This window comes from Clostridium sp. (genome assembly GCF_018372875.1).
In the GTDB taxonomy this organism is placed as follows: Bacteria; Bacillota; Clostridia; order Clostridiales; family Clostridiaceae; genus Clostridium.
Map to the genome: position 1 here is coordinate 1 of NZ_JAHAIF010000034.1, position 17,631 is coordinate 17,631.

The following is a 17,631-nucleotide window of genomic DNA, read 5'->3' on the forward strand; positions in this document are numbered from 1 at the left end:
CTATAAATTTATTTGTCTATAGCGAGGCTGCAAATTTCCTATCTATTGTCAAGTATCTTTTATATTTAATTTTTATTTTTTCTTAAGTTGACGACATTGTGCGTTCGGCGCGCCAAGCATTGATCCAGTAGTTCTAATAAAAATTGTTATGATTCAATATTTATTTGGAATTCCTTCAATGAGACAAACAATAAGAGAAATTGAAGTGAATATAGCTTATAGATAGTTTATTGGATATTCATTTACAGAAAGATACCTCACTTTTCTACTTTTAATAAAAACTATGAAAGAAGATTTAAGAATACTAGTTTGTTTAATAATATATTTACTAAAATCCTAGAGCAAGCTAATAAACACGGTTTTATTAACTTATCTGAGGTGTACATAGATTCTACTCATATAAAAGCAAGTGCAAATAAGAAAAAGTATACTAAGCAAGAAATTGATGTTTAAGCAAAGAAGTATCAGGAACAATTAGATAAAGAAATAAATGAAGATAGAATAAAACACGGTAAGAAACTTTTGAACAAAGAAAATAAGCCTACCGAAACGAAAGTTGCCACAGTAAGTAATACCGATCCAGATAGTGGTATGTTTTTTAAAAGTTAAAAAGAGAAGTGTTTTGCTTATTCAGCGCATACAGCTTGCGATAAAAATAACTATATACTAGAGTTCGATATTACGAGTGGTAACATCCATGATAGTGTTGGTTTTATTGGACTATATGAAAAGTTAAAAGATAGATTTTCTACTGATGAAATCATAGCTATAGCTATGGATGCGGGGTATATTACACCGTATATTTGTAAACAACTATTTACTGATAATATCTTACCAGTACTTCATTATAAACGTCCTATGACTAAAGAAGGGGTCTTTAAAAAGCATGACTATGTTTTTTATGAAGCCAACGATTGTTATATATGTCCTAATTTTAAAATATTAAAATATAGCACTACAAACCGAGATGGATACAGGGAATATAAATCAAATCCATGCGAATGTAGTAAGTGTCCTTATTTAGATAAATGTACTAATAGTAAAAATCATCAAAAGGTTATTACTCAACATATTTGGAAAGAGTTTGTTGATGAAGCAAATCATCTTAGACATGACAAATATGTAAAATTTGTATATAAAGCTTGTAAAGAAACAATAGAACGGGTTTTTGCAGATGCTAAAGAAAAGCATGGTATGCGTTATACACATTTAAGAAGCTTGGCTAAAGTTACTATAGAGGTCACGCTTATTTATGCATGCATGAATTTGAAGAAGATGGCAAACCATCTGTGGAAAAAGCGTGGTAGCTATCGCTCCGATAGCCCACTCAATCACTCTCCTATAAAAATGTACAAATTAAGTTTAAGAATAATAGCAAAAAGCATTTTCTCTAATTTGGAGTATGTCAATAATTTTGTGTAAACTTTAGAAAAATATTTTTTATTGTAGGTTGTAAGTATACTTTATACATCCAACCTTATTTTTATATTTATAGAAAATGTATGTAATAATATCTGTGATTTAATAAGAGTTTAAAATTTTAATTTAAAATAATTGGTCGTCTAAACGCCATTCGAAGAAGATAGAAAGCTGTGCTAATATTTGAGCCCATCCTCGAATAGATTGAGTCCAGTTTTTACCAATATCAATTGTAGCTAAATATAAGATTTTCATTAATGATTCATCATTTGGAAATATCAATTTAGTTCTAGTTACTTTTCTCAATTGGCGATTATAACTTTCCATCGCATTGGTAGTATAGATAATCTTTCTTATTTCAGGTGGATACTTAAAAAATGTAGCTAGTTCATCCCAATTATTTCTCTAGGATTTTATAGCAATCAAGTATTTTTCACCCCATTTATCTTCTAACTTATCTAGCTGCGCTAACGCCTGTTCTTCAGTGCTGGCAGTATATACAAGTTTCAAGTCTGCATTAAATGCCTTTAAATCCTTATATGATAGATATTTACTTGAGTTTCTTATTTGATGGATTATGCATTTTTGAATTTAAGTATTAGGATATACTGCTTTAATAGCTTCAGTAAATCCATTTAATCCATCTACAGATGTTATTAAAATATCTCTTACTCCTCGATTTTTTAATTCGTTAAGAACTAAAAGGCAATACTTTGATGACTCTGATGCACCTATCCAAATCCCAAGTACTTCTTTCTTACCTTGCATATTCACACCGATTGCTGCATAAGCAGCCTTAGAAACTACTGCATTATCTTTTCTAACCTTAAAGTGAATAGCATCCATAAATATAATAGGATACACTTCATCAAGAGGCCTATTTTGCCATTCCTTAATCATAGGAATTACCTTGTCAGTTATATTAGATATAAGTGTCGGTGAAACATCCATACCGTAAATTTCATTAACTTGTGCTGCAATATCTCTTGTGCTCATTCCTTTAGAATACATGCCTATTATAGAGTTTTCTAAGTGCGATACATCCGTTTGGTGTTTCTTAACAATTTCAGGTTCAAATGAACCTTCTCGATCCCTTGGAACATCTAAGTCAAAATAACCTAGATTAGATTTCATAGTCTTACTACTTTTTCCGTTACGACTGTTAGTAGTATTTTTGTTTTGATAATCATATTTAGAGCAACCAAGATGGTTATCCATCTCCGCTTCAAGCATTTGCTAAAGCAATTCTCCAAAGAGATCCTTTAAAACATTCTGAACATCATCAGCTGTTTTCATATTTGGATTTGCTGCTATAATCCTTTTAATTTCTTCTTTTGAAAATGACATAGTCTGTGTCCTCCTCGTATAGATAATTTATTATACATTATCTTCTGAAGTTTACACAGACTATTTTACACTCTCCTAATTTGAGAAAATGCTTTTTGTCTACAGTCTGAAATAACTGGAAACTAAGTTTCCAGTTGTTTTTTTTCTATAAGATTATTAGCTAAATCTACTATTGCTTTAATTGAGTAAGTAGAAGATAATTCTTTCAAATTCTTTTTAGCATCAATTAAATGTTTAGGATTATCAATTAACATATCTATGAGATTGTTAATTTCCTTAACATTATTTATATAATATGCATATCCATTAGATGCTAAAAATTCAGTATTCTCCATTTCTTGTCCAGGAATTGCAAAGGGAATTATTAAAGGAAGATTTTTTACTATTGCTTCACTTACTGTAAGTCCACCTGGTTTTGAAATTATTAAATCTGAATATTCCATAAATGAAGCTATATCATTTGAAAAACCTAAAATATGAAGCTTCTTATTTATATAAGTGTGTTGGGATTTTTTTAATAAAGAGTATTTTAGTTTTTTATTTTTTCCACAAACAACAGTTATTCTTAATTTATGTTTATTATTTAAAAGCTCATCTAAGACATAGGATATATTTTTTAATCCCATACTGCCACTCATTAATAATAAATTGAAGTATTCTTCATCTTTAATTTCTGGTATTGTTTCATCTCTTTCAAAGAAACTTTCTCGTATAGGTATACCGTAAGGAAAAATCTTTGAAGAATCTATACCCTGTTTTATAAGGGAGTCTTTAGTAAATTGACTACCAGTTATATAGGCATCAACAGAGGGATGAACGTATGTATAGTGTGCTTTAAAATCAGTAACTACAGAGATAAATGGTATCTTCATACCCTTCTTCTTTAATCGAGATATTATATTAACAGTAAAAGGATGAGTACCAATTATTATATCGGGTTTTTTATCTTCAATAAGTTTGGTTAGTTTTTTATCTGTTCCTTTAAAAACTAAAGGTAAAAACTTATATATAAATTTATGATCTGTTAATTTATAAGTCCAACCATATATCTTAGGAAATTTTGATGCAGATATTTCATAACCTTGAACTATAATATCATTTAAAAACTTATTATTACCTTCAAGGAAGTCATGCTTAATGCATGTAAAGCCTTCAGATTCAAAAGTTTCTAATAATGAATTTGCAGCTTGATTATGCCCCTGACCTGTAGAAGTAGTTAAGATTAAAACTTTTTTCATTTAATTCACTCGCTTTTATTATGTTATATAATTCCTAGATATAGTTTAACATGATTTATGTAAAAAATCTCAATGTTAAAGTAATTTTAAGAAAAAGAAAATGGGAAAGACTAGTAGTCTTTCCCATAATTTCTTACTTACCTTGGTTAAGGTTAAATCTCTTATTGAACTTGTCAACTCTTCCGCCGACGTTCACAGCCTTTTGCTTACCAGTGAAGAATGGGTGGCATTTAGAGCATATTTCTACTTTAAGTTCATCTTTAACTGAACCTGTTGTAAAAGTATTTCCACATGCACACTTAACCACAGCATCGTGGTGGTATTCAGGATGTATGCCTTCTCTCATTTATTTCACCTCTTTCGAAATTGTCCACTAAATGTGAACATCTTAAATAACTATTTGAGTATATCACAAGGCATATTTCGAGTCAAGAAGAGGTTATTTTTAAAAGTACTTTTTAATCAATTTGTAAAATGATATAATTTTTATAACCAAAGATAAGAGGAGAGATTATTTTATATGAGTAAGTTATATTTTAGATATGGTGCTATGAATTCAGGTAAATCAACTCATTTAATGCAGGTTGCCTATAACTATAAAGAAAGAGGAATGAGAGTTTTATTAATCAAACCTTCTACTGATAAAAAGGGTGGAGATAGACTTGTTTCTAGATTAGGCGTTGAAGTAAAGGTTGATATGATTGTAGATAAATATACGGATATTATTAGTGAAGTTAAGGAAAATATAGAGTTAAGTGGTAAGTTGGATTGTATATTGGTAGATGAGGTGCAATTTATGAGAAAGCATCAAATAGATGAATTGTTTGAGATAGCTGTTACCTTAGAAATTCCAGTAATATGTTATGGATTAAGAACCGACTTTAAGATGGAAGGGTTTGAAGGAAGTGAAAGACTTCTTTTAATTGCTCATAGTATAGAAGAGATGAAAACTATATGTAAATGTGGGAATAAAGCTTTATTAAATGGTAGAAAGGTTAATGAAAAATTTGTTTTTTCAGGAGATCAAATAGCTATTGATACAGTAGATAATGTTGAATATGAATCCTTATGTGGACAATGCTACTATAAATATAAAAATGAAGAGAAGTAAGTGAGTGATAATATGAAAAGAAAAGATGTTGGTGGGCAAGCTGTTATTGAAGGAGTAATGATGAGAGGCTCTAGAGGAATGGCAATAGCGGTAAGAAAAGAAGATGGAGAGATTGATGTAAAGGTTGAAAAAGTAGTACCATTAACTAAAAAATATAAGTTCTTAAATATTCCAATTATAAGAGGGATATTTGTATTGGTAGATTCCTTAAAAATAGGAATGGATTCTTTAAATCATTCAGCTTCATTTGTTAAAGAGGATGAAGATTATGAGCCAGAATCAAAATTTGAAAAGCTGTTAGATAAGTTTGAAGGGTGGCTTAGAAAAAAATATGGGGAAAGAGCTGAAGATATAATTATGAGTATAACAATGGGAATAGCATTTTTACTTGCTATTGGATTGTTTATAGGATTACCTACAGCTATAGCAACTATATTTAAAGGATTTGGTATTTCACCAATATTATTAAATTTAATAGAAGCCGCTATAAGAATATCAATCTTGGTAATATATATATGGGGAATTGCAAAGTTAGATGATATGTACAGGGTATTTCAATATCATGGAGCAGAGCATAAAGCTATTTTCTGTTATGAGGCGGAAGAAGAGCTTACAGTTGAAAATGTAAAGAAGTTCTCAAGATTTCATCCAAGGTGTGGTACTAACTTTTTATTTTTAATTATGTTTGTAAGTGTATTTATTTTCTCATTTACAGGATGGGGAGGATTTTTACAGAGAATAATATTAAGAATATTATTGATACCAATTGTAGCTGGAATAACATATGAAATTATAAAGTGGTTAGGTAAGAGTAATGGTGTTCTAGCTAGAATAATTTCTTATCCAGGAATAAAACTTCAAGGGTTAACAACAAGGGAGCCAGATGATAAGCAAATAGAAGTTGCAATAGCATCACTAAAGGCGGCTGAAGGTATCGAAGATAAGGAAAAAACAATAGGTGAACTTTTAAACGAAGGGACTAAAATACTAGGAGATGCTGATATAGATACATCTAGACTAGACTCACAATTATTACTTGGAAAAGTTTTAGAAAAGGATAAATTATATTTAATTACAAATTCTACAGAGAAGGTATCAAATTCAAATAAGGTAAAATATTTTGATTTAATAAAGAAGCGTCAAAATAAAATGCCTGTTAGGTATATACTAGGAGAATGTGATTTTATGGGGTTAGACTTTTATGTAGAAGAAGGAGTACTTATCCCAAGAAGTGATACTGAAGTACTAGTAGAAGAGGTTCTGAAATTAATTCCTATAAATAAAGAGTTAGAAGTATGTGATTTATGCTCTGGAAGTGGTGCAATTGGAATTTCACTAGCCCATTATAGACCTGACATTAAAGTTGATGAGATAGATTTATATCCAGTTCCAGAAAAGGTGACTAAAAAGAATATAATAAGGAATAATTTAGAAGATAGGGTAAGCTTTATAAAGAGTGATTTATTAGATGAAGTAATAAAAGTGAATAAAAGATATAATATTATTGTTTCAAATCCTCCTTATATAAAAGAAGAAGAAATAGAAACACTAATGGAAGACGTAAAGGATTATGAACCTAAAACTGCTTTAAGTGGTGGAGAAGATGGTCTTGTATTCTATAGAAAGATTGTAGAGCAAAGTAAAGAAACTTTATTAGAAGGTGGAATGCTTTGTTTTGAAATAGGATATGACCAAGGTGAAAGTGTAAAAAACTTATTGGAAGAAAATGGATTTGTAGAGGTTAAGGTGGTAAAAGACTTAGCAGGATTAGATAGAGTAGTATTAGGAAAGTTTGCTTGTTGAAAATAGCGAAGATTATGTGATATAATACTAAAATGTGAAAAAATGAAGTACGGAGTGATATCATGTTATTAGATAAATTAGCTTTCATAGAAAATAAGTATGATGAATTATCTGTAAAGATAAGTGATCCATCAATAATGGCCAATCAAAATGAATGGAGAAAGCTTTGTAAAGAGCATGCCGAGTTAGAAATAATAGTTAATGCATATAGAAATTATAAACAAGTTACTGAGGATCTAGAGGCTAATAAAGAGATGTTAGCAGAAGAAAATGATAAAGAAATGAGAGAAATGCTTCAAGAAGAAATCTCTGATTTAACTACTAGAGAAGAAGAATTAGAAAGAGAAATTCAAATTTTATTATTACCTAAGGATCCTAATGATGATAAGAACGTATTTGTTGAAATTAGAGGTGGTGCAGGTGGAGACGAAGCAGCTCTATTTGCAGCAAACTTATTTAGAATGTATACAAGATATGCAGAAAACAATAGATGGACTGTTGAATTAATGAGTGCTAATGAAACTGATATTGGTGGTTTCAAAGAAGTAGTATTCATGATTAAGGGTAACGGAGCATATTCAAAGCTTAAGTACGAAAGTGGAGTTCACAGAGTACAAAGAGTTCCAGATACTGAATCAAGTGGTAGAATTCATACATCAACTGCAACAGTTGCAGTTTTACCAGAAGTTGATGATGTAGAAATAGAAATTAATGAAAAAGACTTAAAGATAGACGTATTTAGAGCATCAGGAAACGGTGGACAATGCGTTAATACTACTGACTCAGCTGTAAGAATGACTCACTTACCAACAGGTTTAGTAGTTTCATGTCAAGATGAAAAGTCTCAGTTAAAGAATAAAGAAAAAGCTTTAAAGATATTAAGAGCTAGACTTTATGAACAAGCAGAAGCAGAAAGAAATGCAGGCATTGCTGAAGATAGAAAGAGTCAAGTTGGTACAGGGGATAGAAGTGAAAGAATAAGAACTTATAATTATCCTCAAGGTAGAGTTACAGATCACAGAATAGGATTAACTCTTTATAAATTAGAGGCCTTCTTAAATGGTGATATAGATGAAGTGGTAAATGCACTTATAACTGCAGATCAAGCTGAAAAAATGAAACAAATGGGAAATACAGATATGTAATATCAAAGAAAGCCTTGCATTTAAAAATGTAGGGCTTTTATGCTAGTGGGGGAAGGTATGAATATATATAAGGCGATAAAAAGAGAAAAAAAGTTCTTAAAAAAGTTTTATATTTTTATGATTGTTCTTGCTATTACTTTACCTATTATTTTATTGTTAACTGGACTTACTAATACATTTTACTTAAGTTATCTGTTATTTATTGAATTTCTTATATTTGTTGCTGTTATAAATAAAATGAATTATTATAAATTAGATTATATTTGTAGTAATAATAAATTAAGATTTAAGAATGGGTTGCTTTCAAATGAAAGTGTGATTTTGTGTGATAAGGTTGCGTTAGTACATACTGAAAAAATGGAAGAGGATATGGAGATCATTATTGTAACTACAGTAAACTTTAAAAATAAGTCTTTAAAACCAATAGGTTCTATATTTTTTAAGAAATATCCTATAGCATCTGAGGAATATAGGAGAATTAAAGAACTTCAACCAGAGAACATATATTATTATCAAGTAATAAGAAGAGGTGGCCTTAAGAAATACATGATTTTAGATACTATATATAAAAATTGTGTGAGAGCTACATATACTGATGAATGTATTCAGAATATAAAAATAGCAAGAGGACAAACTTTAGTGTAAAGAAGGAAGGAATAAGCTTGGAAACAAAAGTAGCCATAGTTAATAGTTTAGAGAAGGATTTAATATACATAAAAGAAGCAGCAGAAGTAATAAGGTCTGGAGGTATTGTAGCATTTCCAACAGAAACAGTATATGGATTGGGAGCTAATGCTTTAGATGAAAATGGAGTTCAAAAAATATTTATTGCAAAGGGTAGACCTCAGGATAATCCTTTAATAGTTCATGTTGCAAGTAAAGAAATAAGTGATTTGGTAGAAGAAGTTCCAAAGATAGCAAAAAAGATAATGGATAAATTTTGGCCAGGACCAATAACTATTATAATGAAGAAAAAAAATATAATTCCTAATGTAACTAGTGCTAATTTAGATACAATAGGGATAAGAATGCCAAGTAACGACATTGCCCTTAAATTAATAGAACTTGCTAATACACCTATTGCAGCACCTTCTGCAAATATTAGTGGCAGACCAAGCCCTACTGATATAGAAAGGTGTGTAGAAGATTTAAGGGGAAGGGTAGACTATATTATTGGTGGAGAAAAGAGTGAAGTAGGAGTAGAGTCCACTATAGTAGACTGTACGGTTACTCCTCCTATGGTATTAAGACCAGGTGGAATAACATTAGAGATGCTAAGAGAAATTGACCCTAGTATAGAAATTGATAAAGCTATAATGGAAAAACCAAGCCAGGACTTTAAGCCAAAGGCACCTGGAATGAAATATCGTCATTATGCACCAAATGCAAAAGTTAAAATTATAAAAGGAAATAGAAAAAAAACTGTTGAAAAAATTAATCAGTTGGTACACAATTATATAGATGAAGGTAAAAAGGTTGGAATTCTATCTTCTAAGGAAAACTCATCTCACTATAAATTAGGTGAGGTACTAGTGGTTGGAAGTAAGGAAAATCTATCTGAAGTAGCCCAAAATTTATTTGAAGCACTAAGAAGTTTAGATGATAAAAATGTTGATATAATTCTTGCAGAGGCTTATGATGAAGAAGGGGTGGGCTTAGCTATAATGAATAGATTACAGAAGTCTGCAGGTTTTGATATTATAAATGTTTAGTTGGAGGTAAATATGAAAGTTCTCTTTGTATGCACAGGAAATACTTGTAGAAGTAATATGGCAGAAGCTGTTTTTAACAGCTTAAATACAGATGATAATATTACCTCAAATTCAGCTGGAATATCAATTTTACCAGGAAGTAATGTAAGTAAGGAATCAGCTGAATTAATTTATAGAGAACTTAAACTTGATTTGAAAAATAAAAAAGCTAAACAAATAGAAAATGAATTACTAGAAGAATCAGACTTAGTTTTAGCCATGACTAAGTGTGAGAGAGATTATTTAATAAAATATTATAAGAACTATAAGAATAAGATATTTACTTTATCTGAGTATGTTGGCGTAGAGGGTGAAATTAAAGATCCTTACGGTGGCACAGTTTCTGTTTATAAAAACACTTACAATCAGATAAGGGAATTAGTATCTTTATTATTGTCAAAAATAAAGAAAGATTAAGGTATGTATATGCCTATTCTTTCTTTTTTTATGAATATACATAACAATGGAGGTGGCACTATGAAAATAGCTTTAGGAGCAGATCATGGTGGATTTGAGTTAAAAGAGGAAATTATATCTTATCTAAAAGAGAATGGGTATGATGTAGAGGATTTTGGTACATATTCTAAAGAGTCATGTGATTATCCTGACTATGCATTAAAGGCAGCAGAAGCTGTTGCATCAAAGGAATGTGATCTTGGAATTCTAATTTGTGGAACAGGAATAGGTATAAGTATTGCAGCTAATAAGGTTCCAGGAATAAGAGCAGCTTTATGCTCAGATACTTTTAGTGCACATGCAACAAGAGAGCATAATGATGCAAATATATTAGCATTAGGTGCAAGAGTTGTTGGACCTGGATTAGCACTAGATATAGTAAAAACATTCTTAGGTGCTAAATTTGAAGGTGATAGACATCTAGCAAGAATAAATAAAATAACTGAGATTGAAAAAAAATATTATAAATAACTTGGAGGGATAAGAAATGAGTAAAGTAGTTGAAATCAATCATCCGCTAATACTACATAAGTTAGCATTTATTAGAAGTAAGGACACAGGATCTAAAGACTTCAGACAATTAGTAAGTGAAGTTGCCATGTTAATGGGGTATGAAGTAACTAGAGATTTTAGCATGGAAGAAGTAGAAATTGAAACACCAATTTGTAAGACTAAATGTAAGATGTTAGCAGGTAAGAAGGTTGCTATAGTTCCTATATTAAGAGCTGGACTAGGTATGGTAGATGGAATGTTAAGTTTAATTCCTGCAGCTAAGGTTGGACATATAGGTTTATATAGAGATGAAGAAACTTTAAAGCCAGTTGAGTATTTCTGTAAGTTACCACAAGATATAGCTGAAAGAGAAGTAATAGTTGTTGACCCAATGCTAGCAACTGGAGGATCTGCAGCTGATGCCTTAACTTTATTAAAGCAAAGAGGAGCTAAGAATTTAAGACTTGCTTGTTTAATTTCATCTCCAGAAGGAATAAAAGCAGTACAAGAAGCACATCCAGATGTAGATATATACGTAGCTTCAATAGATGAAAAGTTAAACGAAAAAGGATATATAGTACCTGGTCTTGGGGATGCAGGGGATAGACTATTTGGAACTAAATAGTTAATATATAAATTAAATAGTTAAGGGGGGAGAAATTGCTTTGCAATTTCTCTTTATTTTTCATTACCTTAAGTATGAAAGGAATAGATATTTATTTTTTGCGACTTGGATCTTGCCATGGAACAAGGAAAATAAATATCAACATAACCCGTTTTATGAAAATATACAGTGATTTACAGAGATATTAAACTAATATATAATTTAATAAGAATATAAAAATTATATTTAGTAAATAAGGAGTAGGTTATGAGAAGAAGAGATAAGGATAATTATTATCTTGATATAGCGGAAACTGTGGCAGAAAGAGGGACGTGCTTAAGAAGAAATTATGGATCTATAATAGTGAAAAATGATGAGATAATTTCTACTGGATATACTGGAGCACCAAGGGGAAGAAAAAATTGTATAGATATGCAAACCTGCATTAGAGAAAAACTAAATGTTAAAAGAGGTACTCATTACGAGTTGTGTAGAAGCGTACATAGTGAAGCTAATGCTATCATTAGTGCTTCAAGAAGAGATATGATTGGAGCAACATTATATTTAGTAGGTAAAGACGCTAACACTAAAGAGTATGTAAAAGATGCCAATTCCTGCTCCATGTGCAAAAGAATGATAATAAATTCAGGCATAGAAAATGTAATTATTAGAGATAGTAAAAGTGAGTATAGAGTTATAGATGTTTCATCATGGGTTGATGAGGATGATTCATTAGCAATAAGTAAAGAATTTGGATATTAACAATTATATTTGGAGGTAAGTAAATTGAAAAAGAAGATTATTACCATCTTTGGAACAAGACCAGAAGCAATTAAGATGGCACCGTTAGTCAAAGAATTAGAAAAAAGAGAAGAAATAGAATCTAAGGTGTGTGTTACTGCACAACATAGGGAGATGTTAGATCAGGTTCTAGAGTATTTTGAAATTAAGCCGGATTTTGATTTAAATATAATGAAAAGTAAACAATCTTTAACTGGTATTACTAATAGAGTGCTTGAAGGTTTAGAAGAGGTTTTTATAAAAGAAAAGCCAGATATGATATTAGTTCATGGAGATACAACAACTACATTTGCAGGTGCATTAGCAGCATTCTATCAACAAATAAATGTTGGTCATGTTGAAGCAGGATTAAGAACTTTTGATAAGTATTTTCCGTTTCCAGAAGAAATGAATAGAAAGTTAACAGGATCATTAGCTGATTTACACTTTGCACCAACAAAAGGATCAAAAAATAATCTTTTAAGAGAAGGAATAAGCGAAAATGATATATATATTACAGGAAATACTGTAATAGATGCTATGCTTCATACAGTTAAGGAAGATTATAAATTTGAAAATGAAGAATTAAATAAAATAGATTATGTAAATAAGAAAGTAATAATGATAACTGCCCATAGAAGAGAAAACTGGGGAAAAGGAATAGAGAATATCTGTAAAGCATTAAATAAAATTGTAGAGGATAATAAGGATGTGGAATTAGTTTATCTAGTACATTTAAATCCTGTAGTAAAAGATGTTGTTCATGAAAAATTAGGTGGAAACGATAGAATTCATTTATTACCACCATTAGACACAAAAGAAACACATAATTTAATGAATAAGTGTTTTATGGTAATGACTGATTCAGGTGGTTTACAAGAAGAAGCACCACACTTAGGAAAGCCAGTTTTAGTTCTTAGAGATGTTACAGAAAGGCCAGAAGCAGTAGCGTATGGTACAGTAAAATTAGTTGGGACAGATGTAGAGAAAATTGTAAATGAAGCTAATGAATTAATTCAAAATAGAGAATCCTATGAAAAAATGAGTAAATCAGTAAATCCATATGGTGATGGTAAGGCATCAGAGAGAATTGCAGATGCCATATTAAGATATTTTGATTTAAGTGATAAAGAAGTAGAGGAATTTAAGAGATAGTTTGTCTAAATTTTAACAAATATTCCTTGAAAAATATGTGAAAAATGGTATAATTGTAATTGTGTTAATAGTTTAACAAAGATAAATGAGTTTTTTTGAATTTAGGAGGTATATGAAATGAGAGAAGTAGTTATTGCAAGTGCAGCAAGAACAGCTTTAGGTTCATTTGGTGGATCATTAAAAGATGTTCCAGCAGCAGAATTAGGAGCTATTGTAATTAAGGAAGCAGTTAAGAGAGCAGGAATAGATCCAGAACAAGTTGAAGAAGTAGTGATGGGAAATGTTATCCAAGCAGGTCTAGGACAAAACGTGGCTAGACAAGCTACTTTAAAAGCTGGGTTACCAAATGAAGTACCAGCTATGACAATAAATAAGGTTTGTGGTTCAGGTTTAAGAACTGTTGCATTAGCAGCACAAATGATTAAGGCAGGAGATGCTGATATCGTAGTTGCTGGTGGTATGGAAAATATGTCTGCGGCTCCATATGTTTTAGATAAAGCAAGATGGGGACAAAGAATGGGTGATGGAAAATTAGTTGATACAATGATAAAAGATGCTCTTTGGGATGCCTTTAATAACTACCATATGGGGGTTACAGCTGAAAATATAGCTGAACAATGGGGATTAACTAGAGAAATGCAAGATGAATTTGCAGCAGCTTCTCAAGCTAAGGCAGAAGCAGCAATAAAGGCTGGAAAATTCAAAGATGAAATAGTTCCAGTTGTTATTCCACAAAGAAAGGGAGATCCAATAGTATTTGATACTGATGAATTCCCAAGATTCGGAACAACTGCTGAAAAATTAGCTAAATTAAAGCCAGCGTTTATTAAAGATGGTACAGTTACAGCAGGTAATGCTTCAGGAATTAATGATGGTGCAGCTGCATTTGTTATTATGAGTGCAGAAAAGGCAGCTGAATTAGGAGTTAAACCTTTAGCTAAGATTGTTTCTTATGGTTCTAAGGGATTAGATCCAGCAATAATGGGTTATGGACCATTCCATGCAACAAAGAAAGCATTAGAAGCAGCTAATTTAACTGTTGAGGATATGGATTTGATAGAAGCTAATGAAGCATTCGCAGCTCAAAGTTTAGCAGTTGCTAAAGACCTTAACTTTGATATGAGTAAGGTTAATGTAAATGGTGGAGCTATTGCTTTAGGACATCCAGTAGGAGCTTCAGGAGCTAGAATATTAACAACTTTACTTTATGAAATGGAAAAGAGAGATGCTAAGAGAGGTTTAGCTACACTTTGTATAGGTGGTGGAATGGGAACAGCTCTTATTGTTGAAAGAGTATAATATACACATATATTTAGGAATGTATTAGACATATTCTAATACATTCTTTTTTGTTTTTACAAAATTAAAATTGGGAATATCACTTATTCAGATGGACGAAAAAATAGATGGTTTTACAGTGGTCTTGGCGATTTTTTTATGTAAGAAAGTTAAAAATGTAACTACTCTCTACTATTTTTTGATACTGCAAAGAAATAAATTCTTAAAAATATGAGTATTTTCTATTAAAATAGTGATATATTATATGAGAATAGGAGAATTTCTAAAGAAAACAATACTTATTTTAAATAAATAAATGAATAAATAGGAATAATCTGTTTCAAGATAATATTGAAAATATAGGATAAATGGTAGTTAATACGCTATAACTATGAATAAATTAAAAAAATATAATAAAATATTTAAACAAAGTATCAAATGAAAATGTTATCAAGTGTTCGTATAGAATAATTTAATTTTCTGAATATTTAAAAAAATGAATAACTATAAATAAATTTATGTATTATTGTTGAAAATAGGAAAGTTAGCGATGTTTGTTAAGAGAATAGCTAATATCACATATATAAATTCAAAATTTAAACAATTTTAAGTCTTTTTAAGAAAAAATAAGGTTTTCTTAAAGTTTATTGTGGGTCTATAATACATAAGAGTAAACGAGAGGGGCGTGCTCAATGAGTAAAGAGATGAATAACTTGAAACGAAAAATCACAAAATATGATATGCTAGTTGGTTTATTTATGTCTTTAATCATTAGCTTAATATTTTCGTTTAAGCCTGCAATAGTTTTTTTCTTGGGTATAACAGTTGGGATGCTAAATTATTTGGCAATATCATTTTCTACTATAAGGTGGATTCATAAAAATAAAATATTAATCTTAATGACATCTATTCTTAGAGTTCTTTTAGTATTAGTAGTGATATTGCCATTTATCCATAATGTTATATTAGTATTGTTCTATTTAGCTGGAATAATATTAGATCAAGGAATAAGACTTTATTGCACATTAACAGTGGAAGGAAGTGTTTAGGTTGGAATCAGTAGCACCTATCTTTTCCTTTAATATCGGAGGTTTCCCCATAAACATTACAAGAGACATAGTTGTTCAATGGGCGGTAATTCTGATTTTAGGAATCGCAGCCTATATTTTAACAAGAAATCTTAAAAGGGTGCCAGATAAGAGACAGGTAGTATTAGAAACCTTATATACTACTATAGAAGGACTTGTTAAAAATAATATGGGCGAAAGTTATGTTGGATATATTCCTTATGTTGGAACTTTAGTTGTATATTTATTAGTTCTTAATTTACTGGGAATAGTAGGAATCGCACCACCAACTCAAAACTTAAGTGTTACCTTAGGACTTGGGTTAACATCATTCTTAGTTATTAACTATACAGCAATTAAGAGAAATGGTGTGTGGGGGTACACAAAAGGCTTAGGAGAACCATTCTTAATGATGCTTCCATTAAATATTATGGAAAGAGTAATGTTACCAATATCATTGGCGCTTAGACTTTTTGGTAATATGATGGCAGCTACCATGCTTATAGAAATGATTTATGAAGCATTAGGTTCAATAGGAATGCTAGCTCAAATAGGGGCACCAATTATAGCACATGGATACTTTGATTTGTTTGATGGAAGCATTCAAATGCTAGTATTCACAATGCTAACAATAATAAATATTAAAATGACAGCAGAACATCATTAGAATGTAAATTTGAAGGAGGAAGTTTAAATGGATTTATCAGTAATTGCAGCAGGTATAGCTGTATTATCAGGAATTGGAGCAGGTATAGGAATAGGTATAGCAACAGGAAAGGCAACAGAATCAATTGCAAGACAACCAGAAGCAGCAGGTAAGATTCAAAGTGCTTTAATATTAGGTGCAGGTCTTTCAGAAGCAACAGCTATTTACGGGTTAATAGTAGCTATCATGTTAATAGTTATAAAATAGTTTAAGAAGAGTTGATATTATTGACTCCGAAGGGAGGCTGAGAGCATATGAATATAGATCCATCAGTTCTATTAATGACGTTAATAAACTTTTTTATTTTAGTACTAATACTTAAACACTTCTTTTGGGAAAAAATCGGTATTGCTATACAAGAAAGAGAAGATTATATACAAGAACAATTGTCAAATGCAGAAGATGAATCTCAAAAGGCAAGGTTATATTTAATAGAAAATGAAAGAATTCTTAAGTCTTCTAAAGAAGAAGGTAAGAAGATAATAGAAAAGAAAAAACAAAAAGCTAATAAAGTATATAGCGAAATAGTAGATGATGCTAATAAAGAAGCTAAGGCTATAGTTGATAGGGCAAGGTTAGAAATAGAAAGAGAAAAAGAAAAAGCTCAATATGAAATAAAGAAACAAGTAGTTAATTTAGCAATTGAATTATCTGCAAAGGCTATAGAAGAAAAGCTTGAAGATAGTACTCAAAGGGAATTAATAGGCGATTTTATAACTAAGGTAGGTAGTTAAATATGTACGAATATTTAGATAGAAGATATGCCTTAGCATTATATGAAGTGGCTAAAGAAAAAGACAAAGTAGATGAGTATATTAATGACCTTAGAGAAATTTGTGACTTAATAGAAAATAATAAGGATTTTTATGAAGTTGTAAAACATCCTCAAATAAGTACTAAAAATAAAAAGAGAACATTTATAAATATTTTTAAAGGAAAAATAGATGAAGAATTACTTTCATTTCTATTGATACTTATAGAGAAAGATAGAATATTGTACTTAAGAGAAAAGCTTAATGAAATGGAAAAGATTGATCTTGAGAGAAAAAATATTCTATCAGCAGTGGTGAAGACGGCAGTACCATTATTAGAAAGTGAAATTTCTGATTTACAAGAAAAACTTGAAAAGCAGTATAATAAGAAAATTATTATGACTACAGAAATAGATAAGAGTCTTCTAGGTGGAGTATACGTAAGAGTTGGAAATGATGTTATTGATGGAACAATAAAATCAAAACTAGAGGAAATGAAAGACATAATGCTTAAGAGAGAATAGAGG

19 protein-coding genes and 2 pseudogenes are annotated in these 17,631 nt (G+C 30.4%); 18 read left to right on the top strand and 3 right to left on the bottom strand.

The window, feature by feature from the left end; genetic code table 11:
- Positions 1-118 precede the first annotated feature (118 nt).
- Both KIB46_RS16415 and KIB46_RS11330 read left to right on the top strand, forming a co-directional pair.
- Entirely contained in the window at positions 119-226 is a 108-nt protein-coding gene (locus KIB46_RS16415; RefSeq protein WP_363290418.1) for a transposase, read from the top strand.
- 398 nt (positions 227-624) lie between these two features.
- Positions 625-1,422 (top strand): annotated as a pseudogene (locus KIB46_RS11330) (transposase); the annotation flags it as partial.
- Between the two features lie 123 nt (positions 1,423-1,545).
- Here KIB46_RS11330 and KIB46_RS11335 read toward each other — a convergent pair.
- From KIB46_RS11335 to rpmE, 3 genes and pseudogenes are all read right to left on the bottom strand, one after another.
- Positions 1,546-2,766, bottom strand: a pseudogene (locus tag KIB46_RS11335) (IS256 family transposase).
- Positions 2,767-2,888: 122 nt separating this feature from the next.
- On the bottom strand, positions 2,889-4,004 hold the full coding sequence (locus KIB46_RS11340; RefSeq protein WP_156559497.1) for a glycosyltransferase: 1,116 nt from the start codon (positions 4,002-4,004) through the stop codon (positions 2,889-2,891).
- A 133-nt stretch (positions 4,005-4,137) separates the two neighbouring features.
- Complete coding sequence (gene rpmE, locus KIB46_RS11345; protein ID WP_027097078.1) at positions 4,138-4,350, bottom strand: 50S ribosomal protein L31; 213 nt, start codon at positions 4,348-4,350, stop codon at positions 4,138-4,140.
- Between the two features lie 174 nt (positions 4,351-4,524).
- On the opposite strand from rpmE, the gene KIB46_RS11350 reads away from it, so the two are divergent.
- From KIB46_RS11350 to KIB46_RS11425, 16 genes are all read left to right on the top strand, one after another.
- On the top strand, positions 4,525-5,115 hold the full coding sequence (locus KIB46_RS11350) for a thymidine kinase (RefSeq protein WP_291672012.1): 591 nt from the start codon (positions 4,525-4,527) through the stop codon (positions 5,113-5,115).
- Positions 5,116-5,127: 12 nt separating this feature from the next.
- Positions 5,128-6,918, top strand: coding sequence for a peptide chain release factor N(5)-glutamine methyltransferase (gene prmC, locus KIB46_RS11355; RefSeq protein WP_291672014.1), 1,791 nt, complete (start codon positions 5,128-5,130; stop codon positions 6,916-6,918).
- A gap of 62 nt (positions 6,919-6,980) precedes the next feature.
- Complete coding sequence (gene prfA, locus KIB46_RS11360; RefSeq protein WP_049178984.1) at positions 6,981-8,063, top strand: peptide chain release factor 1; 1,083 nt, start codon at positions 6,981-6,983, stop codon at positions 8,061-8,063.
- Positions 8,064-8,120: 57 nt separating this feature from the next.
- On the top strand, positions 8,121-8,708 hold the full coding sequence (locus KIB46_RS11365) for a hypothetical protein (protein WP_156559503.1): 588 nt from the start codon (positions 8,121-8,123) through the stop codon (positions 8,706-8,708).
- Positions 8,709-8,725: 17 nt separating this feature from the next.
- On the top strand, positions 8,726-9,775 hold the full coding sequence (locus KIB46_RS11370) for an L-threonylcarbamoyladenylate synthase (protein WP_156559505.1): 1,050 nt from the start codon (positions 8,726-8,728) through the stop codon (positions 9,773-9,775).
- A 12-nt stretch (positions 9,776-9,787) separates the two neighbouring features.
- Positions 9,788-10,231, top strand: coding sequence for a low molecular weight protein arginine phosphatase (locus tag KIB46_RS11375; protein WP_156559507.1), 444 nt, complete (start codon positions 9,788-9,790; stop codon positions 10,229-10,231).
- A 60-nt stretch (positions 10,232-10,291) separates the two neighbouring features.
- Positions 10,292-10,741, top strand: coding sequence for a ribose 5-phosphate isomerase B (gene rpiB / locus KIB46_RS11380; RefSeq protein ID WP_156559509.1), 450 nt, complete (start codon positions 10,292-10,294; stop codon positions 10,739-10,741).
- A gap of 16 nt (positions 10,742-10,757) precedes the next feature.
- Positions 10,758-11,387, top strand: coding sequence for a uracil phosphoribosyltransferase (gene upp, locus KIB46_RS11385; protein WP_099328885.1), 630 nt, complete (start codon positions 10,758-10,760; stop codon positions 11,385-11,387).
- A gap of 246 nt (positions 11,388-11,633) precedes the next feature.
- The gene (locus KIB46_RS11390) at positions 11,634-12,128 is read left to right on the top strand and encodes a deaminase (RefSeq protein WP_156559511.1); all 495 of its coding nucleotides are present in this window, start codon (positions 11,634-11,636) and stop codon (positions 12,126-12,128) included.
- A 24-nt stretch (positions 12,129-12,152) separates the two neighbouring features.
- Positions 12,153-13,301: a UDP-N-acetylglucosamine 2-epimerase (non-hydrolyzing) gene (gene wecB, locus KIB46_RS11395; protein WP_291672022.1), complete on the top strand. Its 1,149-nt coding sequence runs from the start codon at positions 12,153-12,155 to the stop codon at positions 13,299-13,301.
- A gap of 117 nt (positions 13,302-13,418) precedes the next feature.
- On the top strand, positions 13,419-14,600 hold the full coding sequence (locus KIB46_RS11400; protein WP_291672024.1) for an acetyl-CoA C-acetyltransferase: 1,182 nt from the start codon (positions 13,419-13,421) through the stop codon (positions 14,598-14,600).
- Between the two features lie 671 nt (positions 14,601-15,271).
- Positions 15,272-15,628, top strand: coding sequence for a hypothetical protein (locus KIB46_RS11405; RefSeq protein WP_156561312.1), 357 nt, complete (start codon positions 15,272-15,274; stop codon positions 15,626-15,628).
- A 1-nt stretch (position 15,629) separates the two neighbouring features.
- The gene (locus tag KIB46_RS11410; RefSeq protein ID WP_291672027.1) at positions 15,630-16,313 is read left to right on the top strand and encodes a F0F1 ATP synthase subunit A; all 684 of its coding nucleotides are present in this window, start codon (positions 15,630-15,632) and stop codon (positions 16,311-16,313) included.
- Between the two features lie 27 nt (positions 16,314-16,340).
- Complete coding sequence (gene atpE / locus KIB46_RS11415) at positions 16,341-16,559, top strand: ATP synthase F0 subunit C (protein WP_027097064.1); 219 nt, start codon at positions 16,341-16,343, stop codon at positions 16,557-16,559.
- 47 nt (positions 16,560-16,606) lie between these two features.
- Positions 16,607-17,086: a F0F1 ATP synthase subunit B gene (locus tag KIB46_RS11420; protein WP_291672029.1), complete on the top strand. Its 480-nt coding sequence runs from the start codon at positions 16,607-16,609 to the stop codon at positions 17,084-17,086.
- Between the two features lie 2 nt (positions 17,087-17,088).
- On the top strand, positions 17,089-17,628 hold the full coding sequence (locus KIB46_RS11425) for a F0F1 ATP synthase subunit delta (protein ID WP_156561315.1): 540 nt from the start codon (positions 17,089-17,091) through the stop codon (positions 17,626-17,628).
- Positions 17,629-17,631: the final 3 nt, after the last annotated feature.